Here is a 24,340-nt window from a genome sequence, read left to right as displayed (position 1 = left end):
CAGCGACTGATGCAGGAGAAACAAATACGTCGCTTGGTCTACCGGGCATAGAGGAGCCAGAGTGCGCTTCGTAGTGAACCGGGTAGACTCTTTCGGCGCATTGAAGTAGATCTCGATCGGGATGTTATCCCACGCACTGGCGCGCCGGCTCATCGAGAGTTTTGCCTTGAAGGCTGCGGCCAGTTTCTGATGCGCTAGCCTCGCATATTGGAGAACGCCGTCGGGATGAATGCAAGAGCTGGCCCGCTGCCGGCTTACGTTACCAGCACGCGTTGAACAGTGCGTGGCGAGCCAGATCCGCGTTGATTCGCTCTGGCATGAGCCAGCCCACTATAGGCCGACCCGCCGGATCCAGGACCGCCGCCAGGCATGACCAGCCTTCGCCGGTCGTGATGAGCGTGATGTCGCTGACCATACTGTCAGCACAACCGTATGCCTTCCCATATTCTAAATGCGGCATTTCAAGCGGCTGCTCCATTCACACCGGATAAAGCGATTAGCGGATCTACGACCAATATAGCGCTATTCCGATCCCACCGCAGCGCTGCGAGCCGCGATTGCAGCGTCGTATATACACTTGCATCTTGTGTATAGCCTCTCGCCTTCGCTGGTGATAACGATCCTCCTGGTCGTCCGCTGTAGAAGTGGCGCGCCAATCCACTGCTCGAGCTCGACAACTGCTCGACTTAAAGTAGATTTACTTAATCCCAATTTTCGTGCCGCCTGACTGAAGCCCCCATGCGAGACGACGCATACGAAATACATTAGGTAGTTGGCGTTGAGGGGCACTTTTTCGCCAACGTTCGATTGCTCCATGGCACTATTAAATCGGCTAAACGAATCGACGAAATAGGATAGCTTTCGCAAATCGATCACCGGCATATGGCGCTGATCGATTCACTTAACACCTGGTTATGCGATAGATTTGGCGCCAAACACGGCTGCATATTCCCGAGCAAAGTCATCGATGCTCCGAGCACGCGTGCCGAGAATATCCGGTACGGCATCCGTGACAACATCACCCCAGTCCTTGCTGTAAGCGGCAAAATAGTCATGCAGTACGTTCAAGGTGAACTCGTCGAACCCAGCCTTCGCCATATTATCCAGCGCGTCCTGGAGCGGAACGCTTACATAGCGCACGGTCTTCGACAGCACAGCACTCAACACCTCAGCGACCCGATCCATCGAGATAGAAGTGGGTCCGGTCAGCGTGTAGATTTTGTTTTCATGACCGCTCGACGTCAGTACGCGAGCTGCCACACGCGCAATGTCGCCGGTGTCAATCATGCCCATCTTTCCGTCCTGCAACGGAAGCGGGAGCACTCCTTGCTCGGCTACGCTTTGCGCAGCCATAAGCAAGTTCTGCATGAAGAAGTGCGGTTTGAGGATCGTATAGCTGATTCCGGAAGCGATAAGCTCCGCATCCGAAAGTGCATGCAGACGTCCATTGATTGTCGGGGCGTCATGTGCCGCTCCGAATGCTGAAACCCGCACAATCCGCCGCACGCCTGCCTCGCGAGCCGCCCACACTGCGTTCGAGCCTTGCTCGGGTGCTCGAGGACCGGGCGGCGTCAACATAAAGACAGTATCAACCCCCGAGAACGCGGCAGACAGGGTACGAGGCCGTTCAAGATCTGCGATTACGACGTCGGCACCACTTGCTTCAAGCGCCGCAGCCTTCTTCGGGTCCCGCACCAACGCTCGGACCTTTTGGTCCGCGCTTCTGAGCAATCCGACGACAGCCGTAGAAATGGCGCTCGTCGCACCTGTGACAAGAATTGTATTTGACATGATCTCTTTCTCATTGCAACTGGTTTTGCCGTAAGCAGGCACTGAGACGGACGAGGCAAGACTCGTCCGTACGTATAGTTCGAACCCGCTACTGGTTAGAATCAGGCTGCGTCAAGCGTCGGGTAGTCGGTGTAGCCCCGCTCTTCGCCTTGGTAGAACGTGCTCTTGTCTGCTTCATTGAGCGACGCGCCCAGTGCAAAGCGGCGCACCAGGTCGGGGTTCGCAAGGAACAGGCCGCCGAAGGAAACAAGGTCGGCCGTCCCGCCTTGAATCGCTGCTTCAGCGCGCGCTGCGTCGTACCCACCGTTTGCGATGTACGCTCCACCGAAGCGAGACTTGAGCGCCGCAAAGTCGAATTCGCCTTCACCCAATTGCATCACGTGCAGGTAAGCCAACCCATATTGACCCAGCATCTCAGCCGTGTAGCCAAACGTCGCAGTCGGGTCGCTGTCGCTCATCGAGAAACCGTTGAAAATGGGCGAAATCCGAACACCCACTCGACCAGCACCGAACACCGAAATTACCGCTTCGACGACTTCCTTGAGAAAACGCGCCCGGTTCTCCACTGAGCCACCGTACTCATCAGTGCGATGATTGGTTCCGTCACGGAGGAACTGATCAATCAGATAACCATTTGCGGCATGGACTTCTACGCCATCGAAGCCAGCAAGCTTCGCGTTAATCGCAGCTTGCCGAAACTGGTCAACGACTCCCTGAATTTCGTTCAGTTCGAGCGCACGCGGCGTCTCAAGAGTCTTAAGGCCCGCCTCTGTGAAAATGTCACCGTCTGCCTTGATGGCCGAAGGCGCAACGGGTAACGCATTACCCGGCTGTACCGACGGATGAGACAGACGGCCCACGTGCCAAATCTGCAGAAATATGCGGCTTCCGGCAGCATGCACTGCTTCCGTCACCTGACGCCAGCCGGAGATCTGCGCCGCCGAATGAATCCCTGGTGTGCGCGGATAGCCCTTGCCCTGCGGCGAGATCTGCGAAGCTTCGGTGATGATCAGGCCGGCCGTGGCGCGCTGTTGGTAGTACATAGCATTCAAGGATGTCGGGGCATCGCCATCACCCGCGCGGCTACGCGTCAGGGGTGCCATCACCATACGGTTCTTCAGTTCAAGCGCGCCCAAGCGAGCGGGCGCAAGCAAACGGTCAAATGCGGTGTTAGTCACGTCCAATTTCCTTCAAAAGGCCATTGCGGCCGTCATACCCTAGAGGGGCGACTCCAATCAGGACCGTTCGGTCCAAAATTGGCCCAAAAAATCCCCACGCTGCGTGGGGCACGATTTACTGAAGCGCGTCGAGCATTACGGCAAGTGCGTCATCCAGCCTGTCCGCGTCGGCCTGGGACCGAGCCATCAGTTGCAACCCCTGATGCGTCACCATCAGGAAGCGCGCTAGCTTGCGCGAATCTTTGCTGCCGGGAATCGAACCGTCAGCCTTTCCACGTTCAATCGCGTCAGCGAACGCATCCTCAATTCCCAGGAAGTCACGTTCAACCAAGCTCTGGACCTCGGCGTCGTGCGGGCCAAGCTCGACCGCTTCATTGCAGCTCATGCACCCAAACGGCTGTTCGTCTGCACGGGCATGCTCCACAACCATCTCGAAGAATGCTTGAATCGATTCGAATGACGTAGGCCGGCTTCTCAGGTATCCATCCAGCATCCGCATGCGCTCCTGCTGGTAGACATTGAATGCCGCGATGAAGAGTTCGCGCTTGCTACCGAAAGTGTCGTACAGGCTGCTCTTGCTCAAACCCGTCGCCTGAAGCAGATCGTTGAGCGACGTCGCTTCGTAACCTTTGCTCCAAAACGCGCGCATCGCCTGCATCAGCACTACTGTCTCATCAAATTCGCGTGGCCTACCCATCTGGACTTCCTTATCAATGTCAACAGCATAGCCGTTTAGGACCGATCGGTCCATAACAAATCTGGAACAATCCGTTGCATGCGGGATGCATCCCTATTTAGCACGATACGAGTGAATTCAGAGCGCGACTGGATTCCCCACAAACTTCGCGCGAGGGCGCAAAAGAAATCCCATGGTTCGCTGCTCAAGCACATGGGCAACCCAACCGCTGGTACGGCCGAGAATCCAGATTGCAGTCGCCGACCCATCCGGCATTCCCAGTGCCCGCGCTAACGTGACGAGTGAAACAGCGACACCGGGGCTGGCTTCCAGCCTGTTTCGAACATCGTCCAGAAACGCCAACGTGTTCCGCGTACCGGCATCGAGCCCTGGCAGCGACCTCGTCATCTCGAGAATGAGGTCGGCACGCGGATCACCGCCCGGATACATCGGATGATTGAATCCGAACAAGCTCGCGCCATATTCCTTGACCAAGCCTGCCCTCTGGGACAGATCCTTCGCGGCGGTCGTCTGAAGCAACGCAGTCTCCACCTTTTGCGTCGCGGTTCCCGTGGAGAATCCCACATGCGCCCCTATTGCCGCAGCCAAGCAGTTGTAGAGGTCAGCATTCGTTGACGCTGCGATACGCGCCGCGAACGTGGCCGGGGCTAGTTCGTTGTCGGCAAGAACGATGAGCGCGCCATTCACGGCGTTTACCGCTTCCGGTGTCGGAATGATGCCATTGATGCGCAGAAGGAATGTAGCCAGCGACTCATACGGTTCACGTTCGGCAAATCGACTTACCGGCTGCAGAAACCCAAGACACCCTGCCATCGTTTGCATAATCAGCCGCGCGGCAGGGACAGAGGCACCGTCCGCTATCTCCTGAGCGCCCCGCCCTTGCATGCCGAGCCCGAAGGTAACCATGCCGAACAGGTTGCCGATATCGCCTGACACCGGCGAATTCCGGAAGTGATCAAGCAACTGCCTCACATCGTCTGGAGTCGCGATCGCCGGCCACGGGGCAAAGTTGTCCTGCCACATTCCCGTGATCAACAGTTGCACAACCGATTCAAAGGCGACGCCGGCGCGCGCCATTTCTACCGCGGAGCGGTTTCGGTAAAGCGGCCCAGCAGACGTCACCTGAGTGATCGCGGACGCAACCACAGGCGCCCCCCAATGCATTGTGGATTCAGCTGCGGCCACCTGGGGCGGTCGCCCGCGTTTGCGACTGCGTACGCGCTCGACGTCCGTGCGGTAGTACAAGCTTTTGCGCCCGTCCGGGTGAGGCGCAGTCTTGATCAGGCCCCGGCTCACGTACGCATAGAGCGTACCGGCCTTGATGCTGAGCAGATCGAGCACTTCAGCGCGAGTCAATAGATCTTTGTGCATTTACTTGCGTTTACATCGCTGGACGTAATCAACCAATTGTACCGCTACGCCCATGCAAGTCGGCATTCTCTGCCCCCAAAATGGCTGACCATGCCTTTATATTGATTTGAATTCTCAATCTTGATTATTAAAGGTGCGAAGCCTATCGTTTGGCATCGCAGAGGCAGTCCAGCGATTGCCATCGGATAACCACTAACAGTCCAGGAGCAGGAGGAAACAATGCACGACCTCAAACACGACTTCGCAACACAAGAAGCCTTGTTCATCGACCAAACCGGTTCACGTCCCCGCGACAACCACTATTGGGACCCGGTTGTCATCACTCGCGAAGAAATCGAGGCGGAAGTTGAACGGCTTGCGGCACTGCCGGCTCCTGAAGATGGTCGTCGCCAGTCGCTGATCGTTCACCCGGCCGCAGACCGCACCAGCCCTGGTCTCGCGCCCGGTATCCAAGTGGTACTGCAAGTGCTGCTGCCCGGCGAATCGACGCGACCGATGCGCCATAACGCGACCGAAGTGAACTTCTGCATCCGTGGCGGCGGTCGCACTATCGTTGCGGGCCGCTCCATTTCGTTCCGCCAGTACGACGTCTGGAATCACCCTTCGTACGTTGCATATCAACACATCAACGACACGGACGAAATCCAAGTTCGACTGACCTATTCGAACATTCCGCTGCTGCAGCATATGGAAATCTACGTTCCCGATTTCGACGTTGCTCTTGATGTCGAAAGCGGGCCTGCGATTATGCATGCCGATGACGACCCCCGCCGCAAGAACCCGTTCGGTACGTTCCCGATCGGCACCGAAGGCGGTCTGCTGATGCCGTACGAAACGCTGATCAACCCGAAGGTTGTGGAATCGAAGCCGCTTCACTTTCCGTGGGAAAACGTAAAGGCGGAACTCGACAAACTCGCAGCGCTTGGCAGCGACTACATCGGCCGACGTCTTTACATGATGTACAACCCGACGACTGGTCGAACGAACGGCATTACGCCGAACTTCTTCGCGACGATGACGATTCGCCCGCCGAAGATTGTTGACCGCCCGCACCGCCACGTATCCGCCGCAATCAACTACTACTTCTCGGGTTCGGGTCACAGCATGGTGGCCGGCAATCGCTATGACTGGAAAGCGGGCGACCTGATGCTGTCGGCGCCGGGCTGGGCCGTACATAACCACGCGTCGCACGACGAGTCGGTTTATGAACTGACGATTCAGGATCAGCCGCTCAACATCCACATGGAGTCGCTGCTCTGGCAGGAAAGCATGAAAGAAGCTCCGGCGCTGCTCGGCACCCAGACGGGATTCGAGACCAACCGCAGCGCAACGGCTGCCTAAGGGGAATCTTCATGAACCAACTTTCTGCCCTGCAAGGGTCGATTACCCCAATCGTCACACCGTTCCGCAACGGCGTCGTCGACTATGAAACGTACGCGCGTCTCGTCGACTGGCAAATTGCCAACGGCGGCCACGGCGTGCTCGTGAACGGCACCACCGCGGAACCTAGCACGCTCACCGTGAGCGAGCGCAACCGTCTCGTGGACGTCGCAATTGAAGCGGCCGCTGGGCGTGTTCCGGTTCTCGCGGCCACCGGCTCGCAGTCACTTGCCGAGACGCTCGAACTGACCGTACACGCGGACAAGGCTGGTGTCGACGGCCTGCTGGTCGTGACGCCCTATTACATCCGACCGCCTCAACGTGGTCTCGTCGAATACTACGTTGACGTTGCCGGTCGGACCGACCGCCCGATTCTGATTTACCACATCCCTGGCCGTGCAGCAGTCAGCATGGACCTGGCCACCGTCAAGGCCATCAAGGAACGCGCGCCGAACCTCGTCGGCATGAAGCACGCAGTGAATGACATGGGCTTCGTTACCCACATGCTCGATGCATTCGGTCCTGACTGGCGCGTGTTCGTTGGGCTTGAGGAACTGAGCTTCCCGATGCTCGCAGTTGGCGCATGCGGCCTGATGAACGCGGTCGGGAATCTCGCACCGCGCAAGGTCGCGGATCTTTGTGAAGTCGTCGCACGCGGTGACCTCGAAGCTGGCCGAAAGCTGCATTTCGACCTGTTCGATCTGAATCTTTCCGTTTTCTTCGATACGAATCCGATTCCCATCAAGTACATGATGAAGCGGATGGGCCTGCTGCCGAGCAACGAACACCGTCTCCCGATGGTGCCTGCAACACCCGAACTCGAAAAGCGCCTTGACGGCGTCCTCGAGCGTGCAGGTTTGATCTAAGGACCGGGCGCCCATGGACAAGAGGTCAGACGAAATGGCGACGCTCGCGCTTGGTCGTCCCGATTTGTTACGCGAGGCCGCGTACATCGGCGGAGAGTGGATTGAAGCTGGGACCGGCCCGAAGGTCATCGTGCGTGATCCAGCCTCGGGAAAGACGGTTGGATATGTGCCCGACCTCGACGTGGGCGCCGTAAAGACCGCCATCGCGCGGGCGGCCACGGCCTTTGACAGCTGGAAGCACACCACCGCAAAGCATCGCGCGCAGGTATTGCAGAAGTGGTACGACAAGGTCCTCGAAAACATTGAAGACCTCGCGCTCATTCTCACGACGGAACAAGGCAAGCCGCTAGCCGAGGCTCGCGGGGAAATTCGCTACGCTGCCTCGTTCATCGAATGGTTCGCCGAAGAGGCGAAACGCGTGAACGGAGACATCCTCCCTGCTCCAGTCGAGGGTAATCGCATCCTCGTTCTGAAACAGCCAATTGGCGTGTGCGCGGCCGTCACACCATGGAATTTCCCAGCGGCGATGGTGACGCGCAAGATCGGGCCAGCACTAGCAGCAGGTTGCACAGTGGTGCTGAAGCCAGCCAGTGCGACTCCGTTCACCGCACTGGCGCTTGCTGTACTTGCTGAGGAGGCAGGCGTGCCTCCTGGTGTGATCAATGTCGTCACTGGTAGCGCTCGCCGGATTGGCGACGAACTATGCAGCAATCCGCTGGTACGCAAGTTGACTTTTACTGGCTCGACTGAAGTCGGACAGGAGTTGATGGCCAAGTCGTCAGCGACAGTCAAGAAAGTCTCCATGGAACTTGGCGGCAACGCTCCGTTTATCGTCTTTGACGATGCAGACGTGTCGAAGGCCGTTGCAGCGGCGATGTTCTCCAAGTTCAGGAATTCAGGACAAACCTGTGTTTGTACGAACCGATTTCTCGTACAGGACGGCGTATACGACGCTTTCTGTAACGCATTCGAAGAGGCCGTCTCCCAGTTGCGCGTCGGGCCGGGAACTGTAGAAGGCGTTGATCAAGGCCCACTCATCAATGCCGACGCCATTGCCCGTGTGACTGAGCTAATCGAGGAGGCCGACATGCGAGGCGCCACCGTAACGGTCGGCGGCAGCCGTCACGCTCTGGGCGGCAACTTCTTCGAGCCGACCGTCGTCCGGAATGTTGAGCCGGACATGCGCATATTCCTCGAGGAAGCATTCGGCCCCGTCGCACCGATCACCCGATTCGCCACGGAAGCCGAGGGAATCGCACTTGCCAACGATACCGAGTTCGGTCTTGCGAGCTATTTCTTCGCTACCGGCATGGAACGCATCGTTCGCGTTTTCGAGGCACTCGAAACGGGCATGGTCGGCATCAACACAGGTGCAATCTCGTCGGAAGTGGTTCCATTTGGCGGCATAAAGGCCTCCGGCGTCGGGCGCGAAGGTTCTCGCTATGGCATCGACGACTACCTGGAAATCAAGGCTGGCGTGCTGGCTGGTGCATTCTGACAGACAGATTAGTTACTGGAGACAAACATGAGCACACAGATTCCGCGCCTCGAAATGCAATCGCTACGCCCCGACCTCGCAGCCTACCTTGAACCTCGGGTCAAGCGGCTGGGGTATCTCGGTGAACTCTTCAAATGCGCAGGGAATGCTCCCGACGTGATTCTTCAGTTCATGCACTTCACCGATGCACTAAAGAACGCCCTTCCCGACCGCCTCACCGAGCTCGGTGCATTGACAGTCGCCAGCTACATGGAAAATCGGTACGAGCGTCATCAGCACGAGCGCTTAAGCGTGAAACTGGGCTTTCCCCGCGAGTGGATTGCCCAGGTTACCAAACTCGACCCGGCCGCTGCCGATACATTCACAGAGGTCGAGACCACCGCACAAGTCTATGCACTCGCTGCGCTCAACAAGCGAGGCATCGGCGTCGAGCAGGAGTTCGAGGCTTTCGCGAGCCTCGTCCCCGCCTCGGAAGCGATGGCTTTCGCACTGCTGATCGGCCGCTATATCACCCACGCTATCGTGGTCAACACGTTGCAACTGGCGCCGCCGGTGCCTTCGATTTTTGAGGAATGATAGTCCTATGACTTCACCGATCTGGATTTCCGAGCAGAACGTCGTGGACCTGATGAGCTTGCCCGACGCTATTGGAGCTCTCGAACAGGGGCTCGCGCTTCAGGCAAGTGGTGACGCCCGAAACATGGTCAAGACTCACGTCGCATGGGGGGAGAACAATCTCCACGCAATTGGCGCGAGCGTTCCGGGAAGTGGGCTCGTGGGAACGAAAACGTGGGCGCATACCACCGGCGGTACTTGTCCATTGCTCATCCTCTTCGATTCCGGCACTGGACAACTGAAGGCGATTATCGAAGCGTTCGCCCTCGGGCAAATGCGCACCGGTAGCATTTCAGGGGTGGCAACACGTTGGCTGGCGCGACGCGACGCAGACGTGCTGGCGCTAATCGGCACCGGCAAGCAGGCGCTCGCGCAACTCGCTGCTGTCGCGGCCGTTCGCCCGCTGCGTCAGGTAAGGGTCTTCAGTCCGACACCGGAGAAGCGTCTCGCATTCGTCGAGCGTGCCCGCAAATCATTCCCCGGCATCGAAATTGAAGAGTCGAAATCTGTTGAGGAAGCGGTAAAGGATGCTCCGATCATCACAACCGTGACGCGTGCAAAGCAACCGTTCCTCGCAGCTTCGATGGTCGCACCGGGCACCCATATCAATGCAGTCGGCGCAATCACTGAGGAGCGCCTCGAACTGGATGACGAAGTGTTTTCGCGATGCACCCGCGCCGTCGTCGACGACCTACCGGCAGCTCAAAAGCTGTCAACCGAGCTGATCCGTACGTACGGCAAATCGCAGCGATGGGACGCGGTATCGTCTTTGTGTGACGTCGTCGCAGGCGAGCGGGCTCGAAGCGCCAGCGACGACATCACTGTATTCAAGGCGATGGGCATGGGTGTTTCCGACCTCGCACTTGGCGTCGAGATCCTCGCGCGTGCCACTCGTGCCGGGGTAGGAATCGAGCTACCAACGCCAGTTCGCATCCCTCCGCGACTTTCCTGACCGCCGCGACGAGCCAAACAGGGGCGCAGCTCAAGCCTGCCCGTTACTGACTACTCCGCAAGCTGCGCCCCTCATAGAATTACATTACGGAGACGAAACGTGAGCATCAGCCCAAGCGTGGCACACTCTACCAAACAAGGCAAAAATCCCCCGGACGGGGCTGGGCTTCGGCAAGCGGTCGCCTCCCCCGGCATAATCGATATATCCAACGAAATAGAATCCGCTCCATTAAGGCCGTTCCACATCAAGCTCGGTCTCCTGATTTCACTGATTCTGTTGTTTGACGGGTATGACCTGTATAACGCGGCGTACATCGTCCACTACGTTGCTGTGGCGTGGCAGCTCACAGCACAACAAATCGGCGCATTGCTCTCGAGCGGACTAGCCGGATTCGCTGCCGGTTCGACAATGTCAGGATTCTTCGCCGACCGGTTCGGCCGCAGAACTGTTCTCCTTGTCGGATGCTGGACCTCCAGCGCCATGAGTCTCGCGATTGCGTGCCTCGCGCGCGATCTGCATTCGTATATTGCGCTCCGCTTCGTCATGGGACTCTCGCTTGGGCTGCTCATGCCCGTTGCAATTACCTACATAAACGAGATTGCCCCTTCCCGCGCATCGAATCTCTTCACGGCTTGGTTCTTTTCCTTGGGCTGGCTAGGCGGAGCATCGTCGGCGGGACTCATTGCAGCATGGCTTGCGCCCCGCTACGGCTGGCAAAGTCTCTACTTTGCGGGGGCGGTGATGTTACCCGTCAGTGTGCTGCTTCATCGGCTACCCGAATCGCCGCATTTCCTGGCAAGCCGCTCTCGTTGGGCAGCGCTCACGGCACTGCTGGCGAAAATTCATCCCGATCGCGCAACGACGTATGCATTAGCTCAATTTTCCTCTAAGCATGAGGAGAAGAAGGCCTCATTCGGGCAGTTGCTATCGCGCACATACCTCGCACGGTCGATTTGCTTTTGGGCAGCGGGCATGCTCAGCCTGTTCTCCGCCTACAGTCTGTCGACGTGGCTGCCTACCATCATGCTCGCGCGTGGCGGCAAGCTCTCGGCAAGCTTCGCTTACGGCTCGCTTCTCGCGGCCTGTGCCGTCGGTGGTGGCCTGTTAACTGCTGCGATAGCTGATCGAGTTGGCGACCGTCGTCGTGTCATCGCACTGAGCTATGTACTCGGCGCCGTCGCCATCAGCGCACTCGCGCGTTCCCAGACGCCTCTTTCGACGATGGCGGCCGTCGCAGCTGCCGGAATCTTTGTCGTCGGATCCCAGGTCGTTCTGAACAATTTGGTGGCATCTTCTTACCCCACCGAAATTCGCGGAACCGGCGTCGGGATGTTTCTGGGAATAGCGCGAATTGGAGCAATGCTTGGTCCGGTGATTGCCGGCATCACGAGGCAACTCTCCGGCTCCTACGACTTAGTCTTCAGCATTGTGGCAGTCGCTGTCCTATTGACCGCTCTCCTGGTCTATGGCGCCCCAAGGGCCAACAGCACTGGGAAGAGCAACAAGGACGCAATCGACGAAATTGGAAGCAAAGCGGACGCCGCCAAAGGTTATCCGCACTAGTACCTCGAGCTGCTCGCGCTCGCAATTCAGCACTTAACAACAACATCGCCAGGCGCAGTTGAGGGTTTTGTCTGAAAGCAGGGGTGTTTCCCACGGACGTAGCGATGGGACTGCGACCCGAAGTAGTCTGATGGAGCGCAAGATGGCTAGACGAGAAAGTTCCCTTCACTCGACGGTTGCGCACTGGCTCGTCCCTGATTCGACGAAGCCGGTTCGAGTTACACGGTATAGAAACAGGCGATACCCCAAGGAACGCTATGTGTATATCGAGGCATTCAGGGCTGGGATACAAGTCGCGATGTTTTTCTTCCGTCACCATGACGGAACGTGGCGCATCTACCCACCGGCTCGGCCCCACCCTGCGATGTGCTTCCACCGTGCCCCCACGCGCATTTAGCGCGGGTGTCCGATCCAGAGCATGCCCCCGAAAACGACTCTTTAGGCTGCACTGACCAGGAAGTCCGTGCAGCGACCTTACGATGCGATGCGTAGGGTCTAGGAGAGAGTTACTTGAACTGTAGTCACGAGCAGCGTCACCTTTGTGGATGCATACCGCTTGGGATTCGCTGCCGAATAAATAGGAGACGATGTACATGTTTAGCTGGCTCACCATCAAGTTACGACTGGTCTTAGTAACTGGTTTCCTTTGTCTGCTCCTGACCGCCACTGGCTTGCTCGGCTTGCACAGCCTGAGCCGTGTGAACGCATCGTTGAAGACAGTCTATGAGAATCGTTTGCTCTCTATGGAGCGCCTGGATTCGATGGTGCGATCGCTCAACCGCATACGTTACTCCGTCGCGTCCTCCGCCGACGACGCAAGCCAAGAGGCGACGGAGACTAGACTAGCGCGACTCAAGGGCGATCTTGCGGAAGGCAACAAGGCATGGGCTGAGTACAGTGCCGGCGGACTTTCGGCAAACGAGAAGGCGAAGGGAGACGCACTCGTCGCAGCGTTTGGCCAGTTCTTCGGGCAGGGCGTCAAGCCGGCTATGGAGGCGATGCAAGTCCACGATTCCGCACGCATTGCCGCTATTGTGCATGGCCCCATGGAATCGCTATACGCGCCCGTGCAGAACGGCCTCGATGGGCTAATTGCGATTCAGATGGAGGCCGGTCACCAAGAATATGAACAATCGCAAACGAACTATGAGCTTGTACGCACCCTCTCACTTGTAGCCGTCGGCGGCGGTATGTTGGCAGCCACCATCCTCGGCTGGTGGCTGATTCGTGCAATTTCTGACCCACTTTCCAACGCAGTTGAAATTGCACAACGCGTTGCACGCGGCGACTTGTCCCTGAAAATTGATATCAGGTCACAGGATGAGACGGGACGCTTACTGGCCGCGCTACAGCATATGAATGAGAGCTTGATCCGAATGGTCACCGAAGTCCGCGATAGCTCCGACAACATCGGTTCCACCACGGAAATGATAGCTGCAAGCAATTTAGACTTGTCAGCGCGCACCGAGTCGCAAGCAGCCTCCCTGGAGGAAACTGCTTCGTCAATGGAACAATTGAGCTCGACTGTGAAGCAAAACGCCGACAACGCGCTCCAGGCGGATGAGCTGGCCCGATCCGCATCAGTGGTCGCCTCGCAAGGAGGAGCCGCTGTACAGCGCGTGGTCGAGACGATGACACGGATCAACGAGTCGTCGCAGCGAATCGGCGAAATCATTGGCGTAATTGAAGGCATTGCCTTTCAGACCAATATTCTCGCGCTCAATGCAGCTGTCGAGGCCGCGCGAGCTGGCGACCATGGACGAGGGTTCTCCGTTGTCGCTTCCGAAGTGCGTACTCTCGCGCAGCGTTCGGCGCAGGCAGCGAAAGAAATCAAGACACTTATCGACGGTTCCGTCGCTAACGTTAGCGCGGGTAGCCGACAGGTCGACGAGGCTGGAGCGACTATGACTGAAGTCGTGGACAGTATTCGACGCGTTGCATCGATCATGAGCGAGATTTCCGCCGCGAGCCAAGAACAGTCCGCGGGTATCGACCAAATCAATCGCGCTGTCACACAGATGGACAAAGGCGTTCAGCAAAACGCGGCGATGGTAGAGAATGCGTCGGCGACGGCGAACGCGTTACGCGAGGAAGCGAATCATCTAGCTCGCTCTGTGTCGGTATTCAAACTGAACGGCTGAAAGCGGTGACGAGACGTTCGATGTGGCGCTTCTTGATAATGGCACCGTCGTACAAGTATTTCGACAAGAGAAATCTCCTCCGCTCCGCCTTACGCATTTACCGGGCCACAAGAATTAAATAGATCCAAATGTTTTGTAGTGTATAGCTGTATTTTAGCAAGGAGCCCACGCCATGATGACGTCTCGACCGCTTACTGCACACCCACCTCCGAGGCTGCACATCTTCGAACAAGACGGCAGTTGGCACTGGGGTATTACGGTCCCCAGAGGTCCGTGCAGCGGCTTCAAAGTGATTGCCTACAGCGAAGCGGGATTCGACTGCGAGGCTGCAGCACAACATGACGGAGATCGGGCGCTTGATAGGCTCGCTGAGGCGGTTGACGCGGCTTTTGTGCCTACACCGCCCGACGATTATGTGACTATCCAGGAGCGCCCATCAGGGCTACCTTCCATTCGTCCACCGAGCGACTGCCCCCCACTACAGCAGGAGCAGCGTTCCGCTGCGTACCCACATGCGGTGGGATCGGCAAGCATCGCGACGCAGCGGAAGAGGTACGCAATGTGCCGTCTACGTGTTGCCATCCAGCGATTGCTGGATGCGAATAGTGCAGGTGAGCGCACGATGGCGACGCGCTGGGCAAACGCCTGGAGCGGTGCCATCGGCACGCGCACGCTCACAGATTGGTCCCAAGCTGAGATAAGCCCGTACGAGTCCACTGCCCATGATGCCAGTCCTCCCATCTGACGCTTGGACACTACCTAGAGCCGTGCTCGCTTCGCACTACACGCTACCCCCTGGAACAAAGTGCAACGCCAATCTCCACGGGCGAATCTGCGAACGAAACTGGTGAATTTTATTGTTCACCAGTTTACATCCGCGGAATCTAAATCGAGACAACGAGGCAGCTCGTAAGGCCGCCTTCGTCGACATCTGTGTTTATTCCGGCAGCGGGTTTTGGCCGATTACCATTGCGCCCTTATTCGCCGCATTGCGAACGACTTCGAATCCATATGCGGTCATGCCCTCCTCATAGATGCGCATGGCATCTCCCAGCGCGAGTCCTCCACTTTCTACCGCGAGCAGCTGACGCCCAAGGTTAGCCGCGTCGCGTAGCGCAACATTGGCCCCGCGCCCGAGGCTCGGCGACATAGCATGTGCCGCGTCGCCAAGCAGAGTGACATTGGGAGAGGACCCGAGATTGCAAGGGATGGAGCTGTACATCTCCACGTAGAAAAACGAGCCGCGTTCGCCGGCTGCGACCAACCTCTTGCTATCATCCGGCCAGTCCGTGATCAGTGAGATGGCGAGTTGCTGGAGTTCGTCGCTGTCAGCCCTACGCAATTCGGCATCGTCCGCGCCGATGAATTTAGAACGGGCGGCGACGATGCAGGCGACGTAGTCTTCGCGAGCGGGAAGATTGGCTTCCGGAGCAAGGCATCTCGAAGCGGCCGAGGGCTCCATCGGGAAAAGCACACCGCCCATGCCGAGAAGAACCTTTCGCTCGTCCGAACTAAGGGTAAAGACATCTGCTGTGACGTGAGCCGGGGCAAGTCGGCGAGCCTCAGAGGCCGACAGACGACCATAGATGCAACGCACACCCGTATCCATTGTCTGCGCATGAGGAGCGCGCTGCTGACGGATTGCGGAGTTGATGCCATCCGCACCGACCAACAAATCCCCAGTCACCCTTGTTCCGTCAGCGAGAATGGCCGAGACCCCATTGCCATCGCTTTCATAGCCTGTCACCGCCTTGCCGTAGTGACAGACATCATCGAGCCCGGTTAGCAGGATCTGGCGCAGTACTGCACGGTCGACGTTGACGTGTGTCGCCAGCCCGGCCGCGACATGGTGTTCGGTGTGGCTGTAGGTATCAATCGGAATGCGCTTCTTCAGCGACATGTCGGCATTGACCATGGTTGTATAAGGCAACGCGCGCATTGCCGTTGCTTCGAACAGCGCAAGTAGATGTGGCGGCAAGACCGCGCTCACGCCTTCCACGCCGTCAGCGTCGATGTGGAGACGGTAGCCTTGGGCGCGCTGGAACGGGCTGGCGTCGCGCTCGAAAACTTCCACGGCCACACCGGCGCCTTTGAGCATCTGCGCAAGGGCGAGACCGCCGAGACCTGCGCCGGCGATGAGAACCTTTAGGGTCATGTGAACTCCTGGGCGATATAAAAGTAATGGTTCGGAGTAGCTGCTGAAGGCTCAATGCCCCTCACCAGCGGTCAATTTGACGGCAGGAGTTCGTATGGAATGCCCAGGAGGCAAGGCGGCGACGAAGCCAATCGGCCACGTCCCAAGGATCCTATGACCCGACGGTGTAACCAATGGAGGAGCGAATCCGGGATTCGACGAGGCGTGGGAGGCGTAACGGAGCGACGCCATCACACATGGCGTCATAACAGGAACAGCAGTCTGAGTCTTAACTTCGCGGGGCATGAGACCTCCATGTAGCTGCTGAAACCGGACATGGAGATCGGGAGATCCGTCGAAACGTCACCCACAGGAACACCATGCCCGACTCCAGCCGGGATGATGTCGTGGGTACCGCTTGCGCGATGCAGACCTGCACGATGTGCAGGGGTCGGGATTACCGAGCCGACCAATTCTTTTTCGACGGTCGATTGTATATAAGAAAAAATTGATGCCGTCAAGCGACTCGCACCGTTATGCCCGCTACGTCGCACAATTGCGCATAGGGCACGCCGACCGAATTCGTTCGTGCATGTCCATCGCGGGGACCTCCCGCGGTAGCCTTGGTCACTGCTGCCAGCCATCGCTCGGCGGCAGCGACGAAAGCATTGAACCGTTCTGCGGTTGCGGCACGCGCGATTTGCCTGCCCCTCTACGCATATGCAGGTCGATGCAACGACTAACCACACCGCGTGGCTCCACTGCCCACTTGTCGCGTCAGCTAATCCAATCGAGCGTAGATTCCACGCCCTGCTGATGAGCGACAACGAAGTGGACAGGGGAGCCAGCTTCCGCGGCCGGCTTGTTCAAGGCGCGGATTCGCAGGCCACAATGGATTCCGACCTACTCTTTACACGTCCCATCGTGAAGAGAGCTATCGACGCGGCCAAAGCGGGCACGGCTAACATCGAAAAAATCTGCCCTGTCGTCAAATGGAGGCTCAACACGATCGCTCCCGCGATGGATCCAAAGAAGGCGCCTACCCGGCCGATCGCCGATGCCCAACTCACGCCAGTAGCGCGCGCGACCGTCGGATAACAGCTCGCGACCAGGGAGGGGATGATGCTTTGCGCTCCGCCTACTGACAACCCAAAACAGACAATCAAAGCGGTGATCGCCGTGGGACCCGTGGCCATGCCCACCATCCAGACAAAGACTGCACCGAGCGCGTAAGCTCCAGCCAAGACAGGTTCTCCGCGAAACTTGTCCATCCCGACGCCTAACAACAGCATGCCTATTGCACCTGCCAGCAAGAATGCCGACGATACGGTCGCCGCCATTGACGGCGCCATACCTGCCCCACTCAAGATGAGAGGCAACCAACTGCTCATTAGATAGAACAAGAAGAGGCTGCAACAATACGTGGCCCAAATCAGCGCCGTGACGACCCGCAGGTCTTTATTGAAGAGCACTCTGACAGACACTCGCCCCTTGCCAGAATTGTCCCCGTGGAGCCGAACAAGTCTGCCGGTGAAATCCGGGTCGATACGCTTCACGATGCGCCTGATTTTCGCTTCGTTTCCGTCTCGCAAAACGAGATAGCACAGCGATTCCGGCAAATACACGATCAACAGTATGCAAAGAAGCGCAGGTAGCGCAACACCAAGAAGCAGCACGCCTCGCCAGCCAAAGTGCGCCACCAAATGCGCAGCAACTTGCCCCGATGCAGCGCCGCCAAGTGTGAAGCCTATGCCGGCCCACGCCGTCATGCGAGCACGCATGTTGTCTGGTGCGAATTCCGCAAGATGGGTAAGCGCAATCGGCATCGCACCGCCGAGACCGATTCCAGTTAGAAAGCGCAGGACAATCATCGCCCGCACATTATCGACGAATGCAGCCCCAAGGGTCGTTGCACCGAAGAAGGCGACAGCAGCAACAATAACCGGCTTTCGACCGAATCGGTCCGCAAGTGGTCCACAGATCAGACCACCGACGAGCAACCCTGCCATGCCGAGCCCAAAAATCGGCGCAAGATCGGCGGCTGACAGCCCCCACTCAGCCTTGATAGCTGGCGCCAGAAAGCCTATAACGGTCGCATCAAATCCATCAACAAGGCAAAAGAGAAAGATGATCCCCACGACCGTCCACTGAAGGCGACATCCTCTCTGGGCGTCCAGGAAATCCCGAACGTCAATCTGTTCCTGATCCATTGCTCCTCCAATTCACCGCTGCTTATGCTGTTGACTGTAAGCCCCCGCGTGCAGCCCAAACCTATACGCGTTGCCTGTATAGAACGGGATGCCAGCAACGCTCGACACGCAGCGAATTGCCGGCCGCCCACGCCACACCCCGTCTAGAACCGATGCCTGATCCCGATCTGGGCAGCGGCCTGTCGGCCCGACGAAGATGGCGAAACAAAGGCCAGTGCGGCGACAGCCGGTTTGCCTGTGGAGTCCGTGCCATTTGCCGATTGTCCGGCAAATACCGCGTAGAGGGTCGTGCGTTTCGACAGGTAATAATTGACCCCGAGATCCAGTTGCCGGTAGCGCGCGCCGGAGATCGTACCGACTGAGCCCACGTCCGTATAGTGAAATGCGATTCCTGTCACCAGGAACGGCGTGATGTAGATGGAGTACCGAACTTCGGCATTCTGCACCTTCGCATTGCCGTTAAGAGCAGGCGCGCCGACCACACTAAAGGTCCCAAGGTCATCGAAGCGAGTGTAAGTATAGGAAGCACCGAGCACGCTGGACCCGAAGTTATAATTCACGCCCGCCGCAAACGTCTCCTGTCGATTCGCCGTCGCGAAGCCGCTGATAACAGGCGACGAACTCATGCCATTCGTAAAGGTGTTTGCGGTACCCGCTACTGCCGCACCGCCATATTGGGCCGTGTTCGGGCTGTTGACATTGAAATAGCCAAGGCCAGCGGTCACCGGGCCGTACGAGTAATCTGTACCGAGAGTCCAAATGCTCGACTTGGAAAACTGCCCTGGGACGCCCCCGAAGCTGTACGCGCCGCCGAATGACAGGCCACTGAGCGACGGGCTGGAATACTTGACCGAGTTATCCATACGACGACTGTTGCACAGGTTGTCGACGTCACCAGGGCTACATGCGAAGGCTCCGCCCCATATCTCCGCAGTCATGCCCTGAATCGCGAGATGATCGACGACCATGTCGTATTGTCGACCGAAGGTCAAACTACCGTACTGATCCTTTAGTCCAACATAAGCCTGTCGCCCAAACAGTCGTCCGCCCTGCAACGACGATCCAGTCGATCCATCGAAGCCATTCTCGAGGACAAAGATCGCCTGCGTGCCTCCGCCCAGATCCTCTGCCCCACGCAGCCCCCATCGCGAACCGGACAGCCAGCCGCCTGATGATTCGTATAAGTGTCCGCCATGCACATTTGTCACGGCCAACAGACCCTGATCAAATACGCCGTACAGGGTCACCGAGCTCTGCGCATGCGCAATTCCACTAAAGCCAGCGACAAGTAACGCCGCCGTCAATCTGCTGTAAAGCTTCATCTCCGCTCCTTTGTCTGGCAAGAGGCGACAACCTTTGTCGCCCGTAAGCGCCCTCTTTCTTTTTTGTTGTAATTATTTGAACAGCTTCTCTGAACGATGCTGCAGGTTTGCCACCTGCGTCTCTACTATTGAACTAGCGGAAGCACTACCGGGGCCCCCCCGCCGTATCCGTGGTTCAGAACTTCTTCGTGTACGTGACCGCAACAAAGTTGTTTTGCGCGTAGGTATTTGTCCCCGTACTCGGACCCGTACCATTGACCTGTACACGCGGCGAAATGGCATAGGCGACTGACAATTCAGACTGCTTTCCAAGGTGATACGTCGCGCCGACCGTGTATGTCCTGTTCATGGTCGCGGGAACGAGACTTGTGAAGAGCGTGTTGTTCGATGTCAACACCTGATTGGTTATTTCAAAGCCCGCGCGAAGCGTAAGGCGATCAGTCGCTGCATACTGCACACCGAACCGATAGGCATTGATATTCTCGAAACCAAACCCAGAACCGTTGAGATCTCCGAGGGGCACCGAGAAGTTGACCGGATTGCCCAACAGATGCGTATTGCCGTAGTTGAAGCGGACCCAGTCGAACGCAAGAAGCCACTTGGGCGTCGGCCTAAACGCTATGCCCGCACCGTACTGCTCCGGCTCTTCCATACGACCGCCGTCGGGAAAGATATGGCTGTAGGCTGACCACGGTTGGTAGTAGACCTTCGAGGCGTAGAACGCACCTATCGAAAACTGTGAAGTCAGTCTGCTCAACCAACCGACCTTGACACCATAGCCCGGCGTCCACTGCCTGCCTTGGTTGGGTAACCCTGTCTGCGCCTCGACGCCGTTCACTTTGATCGTGGAGAGCGCACCGACCGCAGAGATTGCGATCGCATTGTCTCCCTGCGCTCCGAATCGATATGCAATGGTAGGCGCCACGTGAACAAAGACACCCTGCGAATACGTATTCGTATTTCCTGGGATGCCGCCGTACGGGAAGCCGTAGCTCATGGAGGCTCCAGACGCCCACGAGGCAACACCCATAACGAATTGCGGGGACAGCGTCTTGACGTAGCCGAACTCCGGCATCGGAGTCAGGCCAGTTTTCGCGTCGTAGGAGATCCCGTCCTGCTGTGCACCACCGTGGATGACGAATAACCCACCCCCGACATCCAGACGGTCGCCAGAGAAAGCAATGCCCGCAGGGTTTTCGGCCGGTGCGAGGGCAGACTCGCCTACCGCAATACCCGCGCCCCCCATCCCTTGTTCCTGTGTGCCGTACCCAGTGGCATAAATACCCGTGCTTGCCAGACTAACATTAGCAATACTAAACAATGCCAAAGCTGCAGCACCTGTCCCGAACCGCTTATCCATCACGTCTCCAATCCTCTGTCTGGAGAGCAAGCGCAGTCTAATCTCCGTCAGATTGAACGCTTGCCCTCTACCCAAATGCTCCTGACTTTCTCACGGGCCACTTAACACTGCTCTCGTCTGTGGCTTTCTTTCACTGCGTCGATTTTCCGGACCTCAATATCGTTCCAACGATAGCCAGCGACTACCACGCCGTTGTCCCCCCGTCGACGCGGATGTCGGTCCCGGTGATGAATGAGCTTTCGTCAGAAGCAAGGAACAAGGCGGTAGCTGCAACCTCCTCCGGCTGCCCCATCCGGCCCAGCATAATTTTTCCAATCATTGACTCCGACCATTCCTTGTTGGACAGGAATTCGCGAGTCTGATTAGTCTCAATCAACCCGGGCGAAATTGAGTTCGCGCGCAAGCCGTGCTTACGCCCCTCCAGCGCCAACTGGCGGGTCATCGAGACAATTGCACCCTTCGCGGCTGAGTGTGCTAGACCCGGCAACGCGGCGTATGTCTGCCATGCGGAACACGATGCGGTGTTGATGATGGAGCCCGAGCTCTTCAGAAGATGGCTCCACGCCGCTCGCGTCAGCTGGAACACGATGTTCAGCTCATTATCGATGGTCTTGTACCAGTCGTCGTCGCTGATTTCACTGATCGGTGCAAACCATGCCATCGCTGCATTGTTGAACAAGACGTCGATTCGGCCGTAGGTCTCCACCGCAAGATCCACAACCTTCTTGCAATCCTCACGTTTCGTGAGGTCACAAGGCTCGAGAGAAGTCATCTCTCCGCCTTCTGCACGTACAAGGTCGACGGTCTGTTTCGCGGCGGCCACAGATACGTCGCAGCCAACCACCAAAGCCCCTTCTCGCGCGAAGCTCAGTGCGGCAGCCCTTCCCATGCTCCCACCGGAGCCAGTGATGATACAGACTTTGCCTGCAAGCCTGCCACGCCCTTTCGTGTCCTGATCCATACCCTTGCCTCCTAATATTTATGACGTTCTACATACGCGCTGCCACGTATTACATTGCGAGGTATCCGCCATCGACAGGCACTTCTGCTCCCGTGACAAAGGACGCTTTGTCCGATAGCAACCACACGGCCGCTGCGGCAATTTCCTCCGGGAGACCAAGTCGTCCGAGCGCGTGGCGCGCCTGAAGCCTAGGCAGCAGACCAGCGAACTCCTGATGGGAAGCCAGCGACTCGATCATTGGCGTACGCGTGACTCCAGGGAGAATCGCATTCACCCGAATCCCCTTTTCGCCATAGTCGACTGCGGCACCCTTTGTCAGCGCGAGTACGCCCCCTTTTGAGCCACAGTACTCGGACGCACGGGGCACGGCGACACGGCCCAACGAAGAGGAGACGTTGACAATCGAACCGACGCCGAATTGCAGCATTGCGCCGATCTCATGCTTCATGCAAAAGAACACGCCGTCGTAGTTCACACTCTGAATACGGCGCCACTGCTGCTCCGTCAGCTCGTGGAGCGGCAGATTGGTCTGTGCGAGACCGGCATTGTTCAGCGCGCCGTCGAGCTTGCCGAAAGACGTTACCGCAGCCTCGACCATCGCCTTCACCTGAGTCTCACTGGAGACATCGGTTTCTACAAAGATCGCCTCGCCACCAAGCTCGCGTATGGCCGAGACAGTCTGGAGCCCAGCGGCAGCGCCGATATCGGCGACAACTACGCGCGCTCCTGCCGCTGCACATGCGAGAGCAGCGGCGCGCCCTATCCCAGTCCCACCACCCGTTACGACAATCGACTTTCCCTCGAGATCTCTTGCCACGACGTGCGTCTCCTATGGATTAGTTGGAAAACAGCGGCGAAACGTCTACGTAAATGAGGTATTCGGAGATTTCACGGCCACGCATACGCCACGCTGTCATAGCTGGGACGACCAGAGTCGACCCGTCTTTCCGCGTATACGTAACCTTCAGCTTGGAAATGATGGTGTCACCGCACTGCCACACTTCGAGCGCCTCGTGGCGAATGCCAGCAATCATGGCCATAAACGCCTTGACGTATGCGGCCGTTGCCGCACGGCCGTTGACAGGCGCCGCGTTGGCATACACGAACGTACAGTCCTCCGTGAGGAATTCTGCAAAGCGATTCTCGTCCATCGAATCGCAAGCGACGTACACGGATGTGACATATTCGAAGGGGGAAATCGCAGTTTCAACGGTCATTTGAGTCTCCTCCTAATAGAGATTTACTTCTTTTATGTCGCACTACGAAATGTGACGCCACGCTGTGACGTCACACATCTTCTCGATATCAGCGCGCCGGCTTGCCGATCAGTGCACGATACTCGTTTGCGGTAGCAGGCGTACGACCCAGAAGACCCGCGATGTCCTTTGCCATATTGAACATTTCGAGATTGTCCTTGAGGCGTGCGTCGCTGTTGGGGTACTTCCACGGCGTATCTTCGGTGCCAACACGAATGTGAAGCCCCATCATCGTAGCGAGGGTCGTCATGTAGAGGCTCGCACGACCGGCCGCGCATACCGTGATAACCGACTCGGGGTCGATCTTGCGGATCTGGTCGACCATCAGGAACATGTGTTGCGTCATGTCCTGCGCATCGCTCACCCAAGTCCCAGAGACGAGCGTACGGCCCACGTTGAACGGCAGACCGTAGAGGATCAGCCAGTTGTAGGGCTTTTGCAGAATGCCCGTGTCAATGAAGCGGCGCTTGGCCAGCTCGATTTCCCCGGAGCTGTGGACAGCGAGTTCCGGCTTGACGCCAGCCGCCTCCAGCGCCTGCACTGCCGGAACTGCAAACGCTTCCGGGTGGCCCGGTGCGCACGGCGCAACTTCGGCGAGTCCTTCACGGGCAGGGCTAACGCACACATCGAAGCTCGTCCCGTTCAGAACATTCAGGTTCGACACGAAGTCGTTACCGAAGCGCGCACGCAGCGGTTCGAGGACCGACGAATATGCCTCAACAGGCGGCACATCGCGGTCGAGACGCCGGCCCTTCTCGTCGGTGACCCACGTGAAGTCGATGTGGATACCGCACGCACCTGCTTCGATGACTCGCGAAGCTTCGTCGACGTACGTCTGGATTGACGTCGGCTTGCCATCATCAAAACGGCCCGCAACTGCAACGTTAATTGCGATCTTCGGCGAAACGTTCCACTTCGGTTGCGTTTCAGCGCCGGCGACGAAGTGATAGTTCTCCATCTCCTGCTTTGCGGCTTCCCACAGCGGCAGTTTTTCAATCATGATAAAGCTCCTTTTTAAAGGTCGAGTTGGCCCAGGCGCAGGGTT

At 57.8% G+C, this 24,340-nt stretch carries 20 protein-coding genes; 7 read left to right on the top strand and 13 right to left on the bottom strand.

Going from position 1 to position 24,340, the window contains the following annotated elements; genetic code table 11:
- Positions 1 to 522: 522 nt before the first annotated feature.
- From AC3AP7_RS06325 to AC3AP7_RS06305, 5 genes are all read right to left on the bottom strand, one after another.
- Entirely contained in the window at positions 523 to 765 is a 243-nt protein-coding gene (locus AC3AP7_RS06325) for a LysR family transcriptional regulator (protein ID WP_487362696.1), read from the bottom strand.
- Between the two features lie 147 nt (positions 766 to 912).
- On the bottom strand, positions 913 to 1,791 hold the full coding sequence (locus AC3AP7_RS06320; protein WP_475764517.1) for an SDR family oxidoreductase: 879 nt from the start codon (positions 1,789 to 1,791) through the stop codon (positions 913 to 915).
- Between the two features lie 101 nt (positions 1,792 to 1,892).
- Entirely contained in the window at positions 1,893 to 2,969 is a 1,077-nt protein-coding gene (locus AC3AP7_RS06315) for an alkene reductase (protein ID WP_475764518.1), read from the bottom strand.
- Between the two features lie 115 nt (positions 2,970 to 3,084).
- Positions 3,085 to 3,720 carry a TetR/AcrR family transcriptional regulator gene (locus tag AC3AP7_RS06310; protein ID WP_475764519.1) on the bottom strand — a complete coding sequence of 212 codons (636 nt, stop codon included), beginning with the start codon at positions 3,718 to 3,720 and terminating at the stop codon, positions 3,085 to 3,087.
- A 63-nt stretch (positions 3,721 to 3,783) separates the two neighbouring features.
- Positions 3,784 to 5,037 carry a citrate/2-methylcitrate synthase gene (locus tag AC3AP7_RS06305; RefSeq protein ID WP_475764520.1) on the bottom strand — a complete coding sequence of 418 codons (1,254 nt, stop codon included), beginning with the start codon at positions 5,035 to 5,037 and terminating at the stop codon, positions 3,784 to 3,786.
- 219 nt (positions 5,038 to 5,256) lie between these two features.
- On the opposite strand from AC3AP7_RS06305, the gene AC3AP7_RS06300 reads away from it, so the two are divergent.
- From AC3AP7_RS06300 to AC3AP7_RS06270, 7 genes are all read left to right on the top strand, one after another.
- Positions 5,257 to 6,378 carry a cupin domain-containing protein gene (locus tag AC3AP7_RS06300; RefSeq protein ID WP_475764521.1) on the top strand — a complete coding sequence of 374 codons (1,122 nt, stop codon included), beginning with the start codon at positions 5,257 to 5,259 and terminating at the stop codon, positions 6,376 to 6,378.
- An 11-nt stretch (positions 6,379 to 6,389) separates the two neighbouring features.
- Positions 6,390 to 7,283, top strand: coding sequence for a 4-hydroxy-tetrahydrodipicolinate synthase (dapA, locus tag AC3AP7_RS06295; protein WP_475764522.1), 894 nt, complete (start codon positions 6,390 to 6,392; stop codon positions 7,281 to 7,283).
- A 34-nt stretch (positions 7,284 to 7,317) separates the two neighbouring features.
- Positions 7,318 to 8,781, top strand: coding sequence for an NAD-dependent succinate-semialdehyde dehydrogenase (locus tag AC3AP7_RS06290; protein WP_475768051.1), 1,464 nt, complete (start codon positions 7,318 to 7,320; stop codon positions 8,779 to 8,781).
- Between the two features lie 27 nt (positions 8,782 to 8,808).
- A complete protein-coding gene (locus AC3AP7_RS06285) occupies positions 8,809 to 9,357 on the top strand; it encodes a hypothetical protein (RefSeq protein ID WP_475764523.1) in 549 nt (182 codons plus the stop codon).
- Positions 9,358 to 9,364: 7 nt separating this feature from the next.
- Positions 9,365 to 10,348 carry an ornithine cyclodeaminase family protein gene (locus AC3AP7_RS06280; RefSeq protein ID WP_475764524.1) on the top strand — a complete coding sequence of 328 codons (984 nt, stop codon included), beginning with the start codon at positions 9,365 to 9,367 and terminating at the stop codon, positions 10,346 to 10,348.
- A 99-nt stretch (positions 10,349 to 10,447) separates the two neighbouring features.
- Positions 10,448 to 11,911 (top strand): MFS transporter, encoded by a 1,464-nt coding sequence (locus AC3AP7_RS06275; RefSeq protein ID WP_475764525.1) that lies wholly within the window; start codon positions 10,448 to 10,450, stop codon positions 11,909 to 11,911.
- A gap of 593 nt (positions 11,912 to 12,504) precedes the next feature.
- Positions 12,505 to 14,052, top strand: coding sequence for a methyl-accepting chemotaxis protein (locus AC3AP7_RS06270; protein WP_475764526.1), 1,548 nt, complete (start codon positions 12,505 to 12,507; stop codon positions 14,050 to 14,052).
- A gap of 937 nt (positions 14,053 to 14,989) precedes the next feature.
- On the opposite strand, the gene AC3AP7_RS06265 is transcribed toward AC3AP7_RS06270, so the two are convergent.
- From AC3AP7_RS06265 to AC3AP7_RS06230, 8 genes are all read right to left on the bottom strand, one after another.
- Positions 14,990 to 16,207, bottom strand: a complete 1,218-nt coding sequence (locus tag AC3AP7_RS06265; RefSeq protein WP_475764527.1) for an FAD-dependent oxidoreductase — start codon at positions 16,205 to 16,207, stop codon at positions 14,990 to 14,992.
- Positions 16,208 to 17,052: 845 nt separating this feature from the next.
- The gene (locus AC3AP7_RS06260) at positions 17,053 to 18,396 is read right to left on the bottom strand and encodes an MFS transporter (protein WP_475764528.1); all 1,344 of its coding nucleotides are present in this window, start codon (positions 18,394 to 18,396) and stop codon (positions 17,053 to 17,055) included.
- A 143-nt stretch (positions 18,397 to 18,539) separates the two neighbouring features.
- Complete coding sequence (locus AC3AP7_RS06255) at positions 18,540 to 19,718, bottom strand: porin (protein ID WP_475764529.1); 1,179 nt, start codon at positions 19,716 to 19,718, stop codon at positions 18,540 to 18,542.
- A gap of 175 nt (positions 19,719 to 19,893) precedes the next feature.
- Complete coding sequence (locus tag AC3AP7_RS06250; RefSeq protein ID WP_475764530.1) at positions 19,894 to 21,078, bottom strand: OmpP1/FadL family transporter; 1,185 nt, start codon at positions 21,076 to 21,078, stop codon at positions 19,894 to 19,896.
- 181 nt (positions 21,079 to 21,259) lie between these two features.
- Positions 21,260 to 22,039 (bottom strand): SDR family NAD(P)-dependent oxidoreductase, encoded by a 780-nt coding sequence (locus tag AC3AP7_RS06245; RefSeq protein ID WP_475764531.1) that lies wholly within the window; start codon positions 22,037 to 22,039, stop codon positions 21,260 to 21,262.
- Between the two features lie 49 nt (positions 22,040 to 22,088).
- The gene (locus AC3AP7_RS06240; RefSeq protein ID WP_475764532.1) at positions 22,089 to 22,856 is read right to left on the bottom strand and encodes an SDR family NAD(P)-dependent oxidoreductase; all 768 of its coding nucleotides are present in this window, start codon (positions 22,854 to 22,856) and stop codon (positions 22,089 to 22,091) included.
- A 19-nt stretch (positions 22,857 to 22,875) separates the two neighbouring features.
- Positions 22,876 to 23,256 (bottom strand): nuclear transport factor 2 family protein, encoded by a 381-nt coding sequence (locus AC3AP7_RS06235; RefSeq protein WP_475764533.1) that lies wholly within the window; start codon positions 23,254 to 23,256, stop codon positions 22,876 to 22,878.
- An 88-nt stretch (positions 23,257 to 23,344) separates the two neighbouring features.
- On the bottom strand, positions 23,345 to 24,295 hold the full coding sequence (locus AC3AP7_RS06230; protein ID WP_475764534.1) for a 3-keto-5-aminohexanoate cleavage protein: 951 nt from the start codon (positions 24,293 to 24,295) through the stop codon (positions 23,345 to 23,347).
- Positions 24,296 to 24,340: the final 45 nt, after the last annotated feature.

This window comes from Paraburkholderia sp. PAMB 6770 (assembly GCF_057748135.1).
The sequence above is the reverse complement of the archived record's forward strand: the minus strand, read 5'-3'. Positions and strand labels throughout refer to the sequence as shown.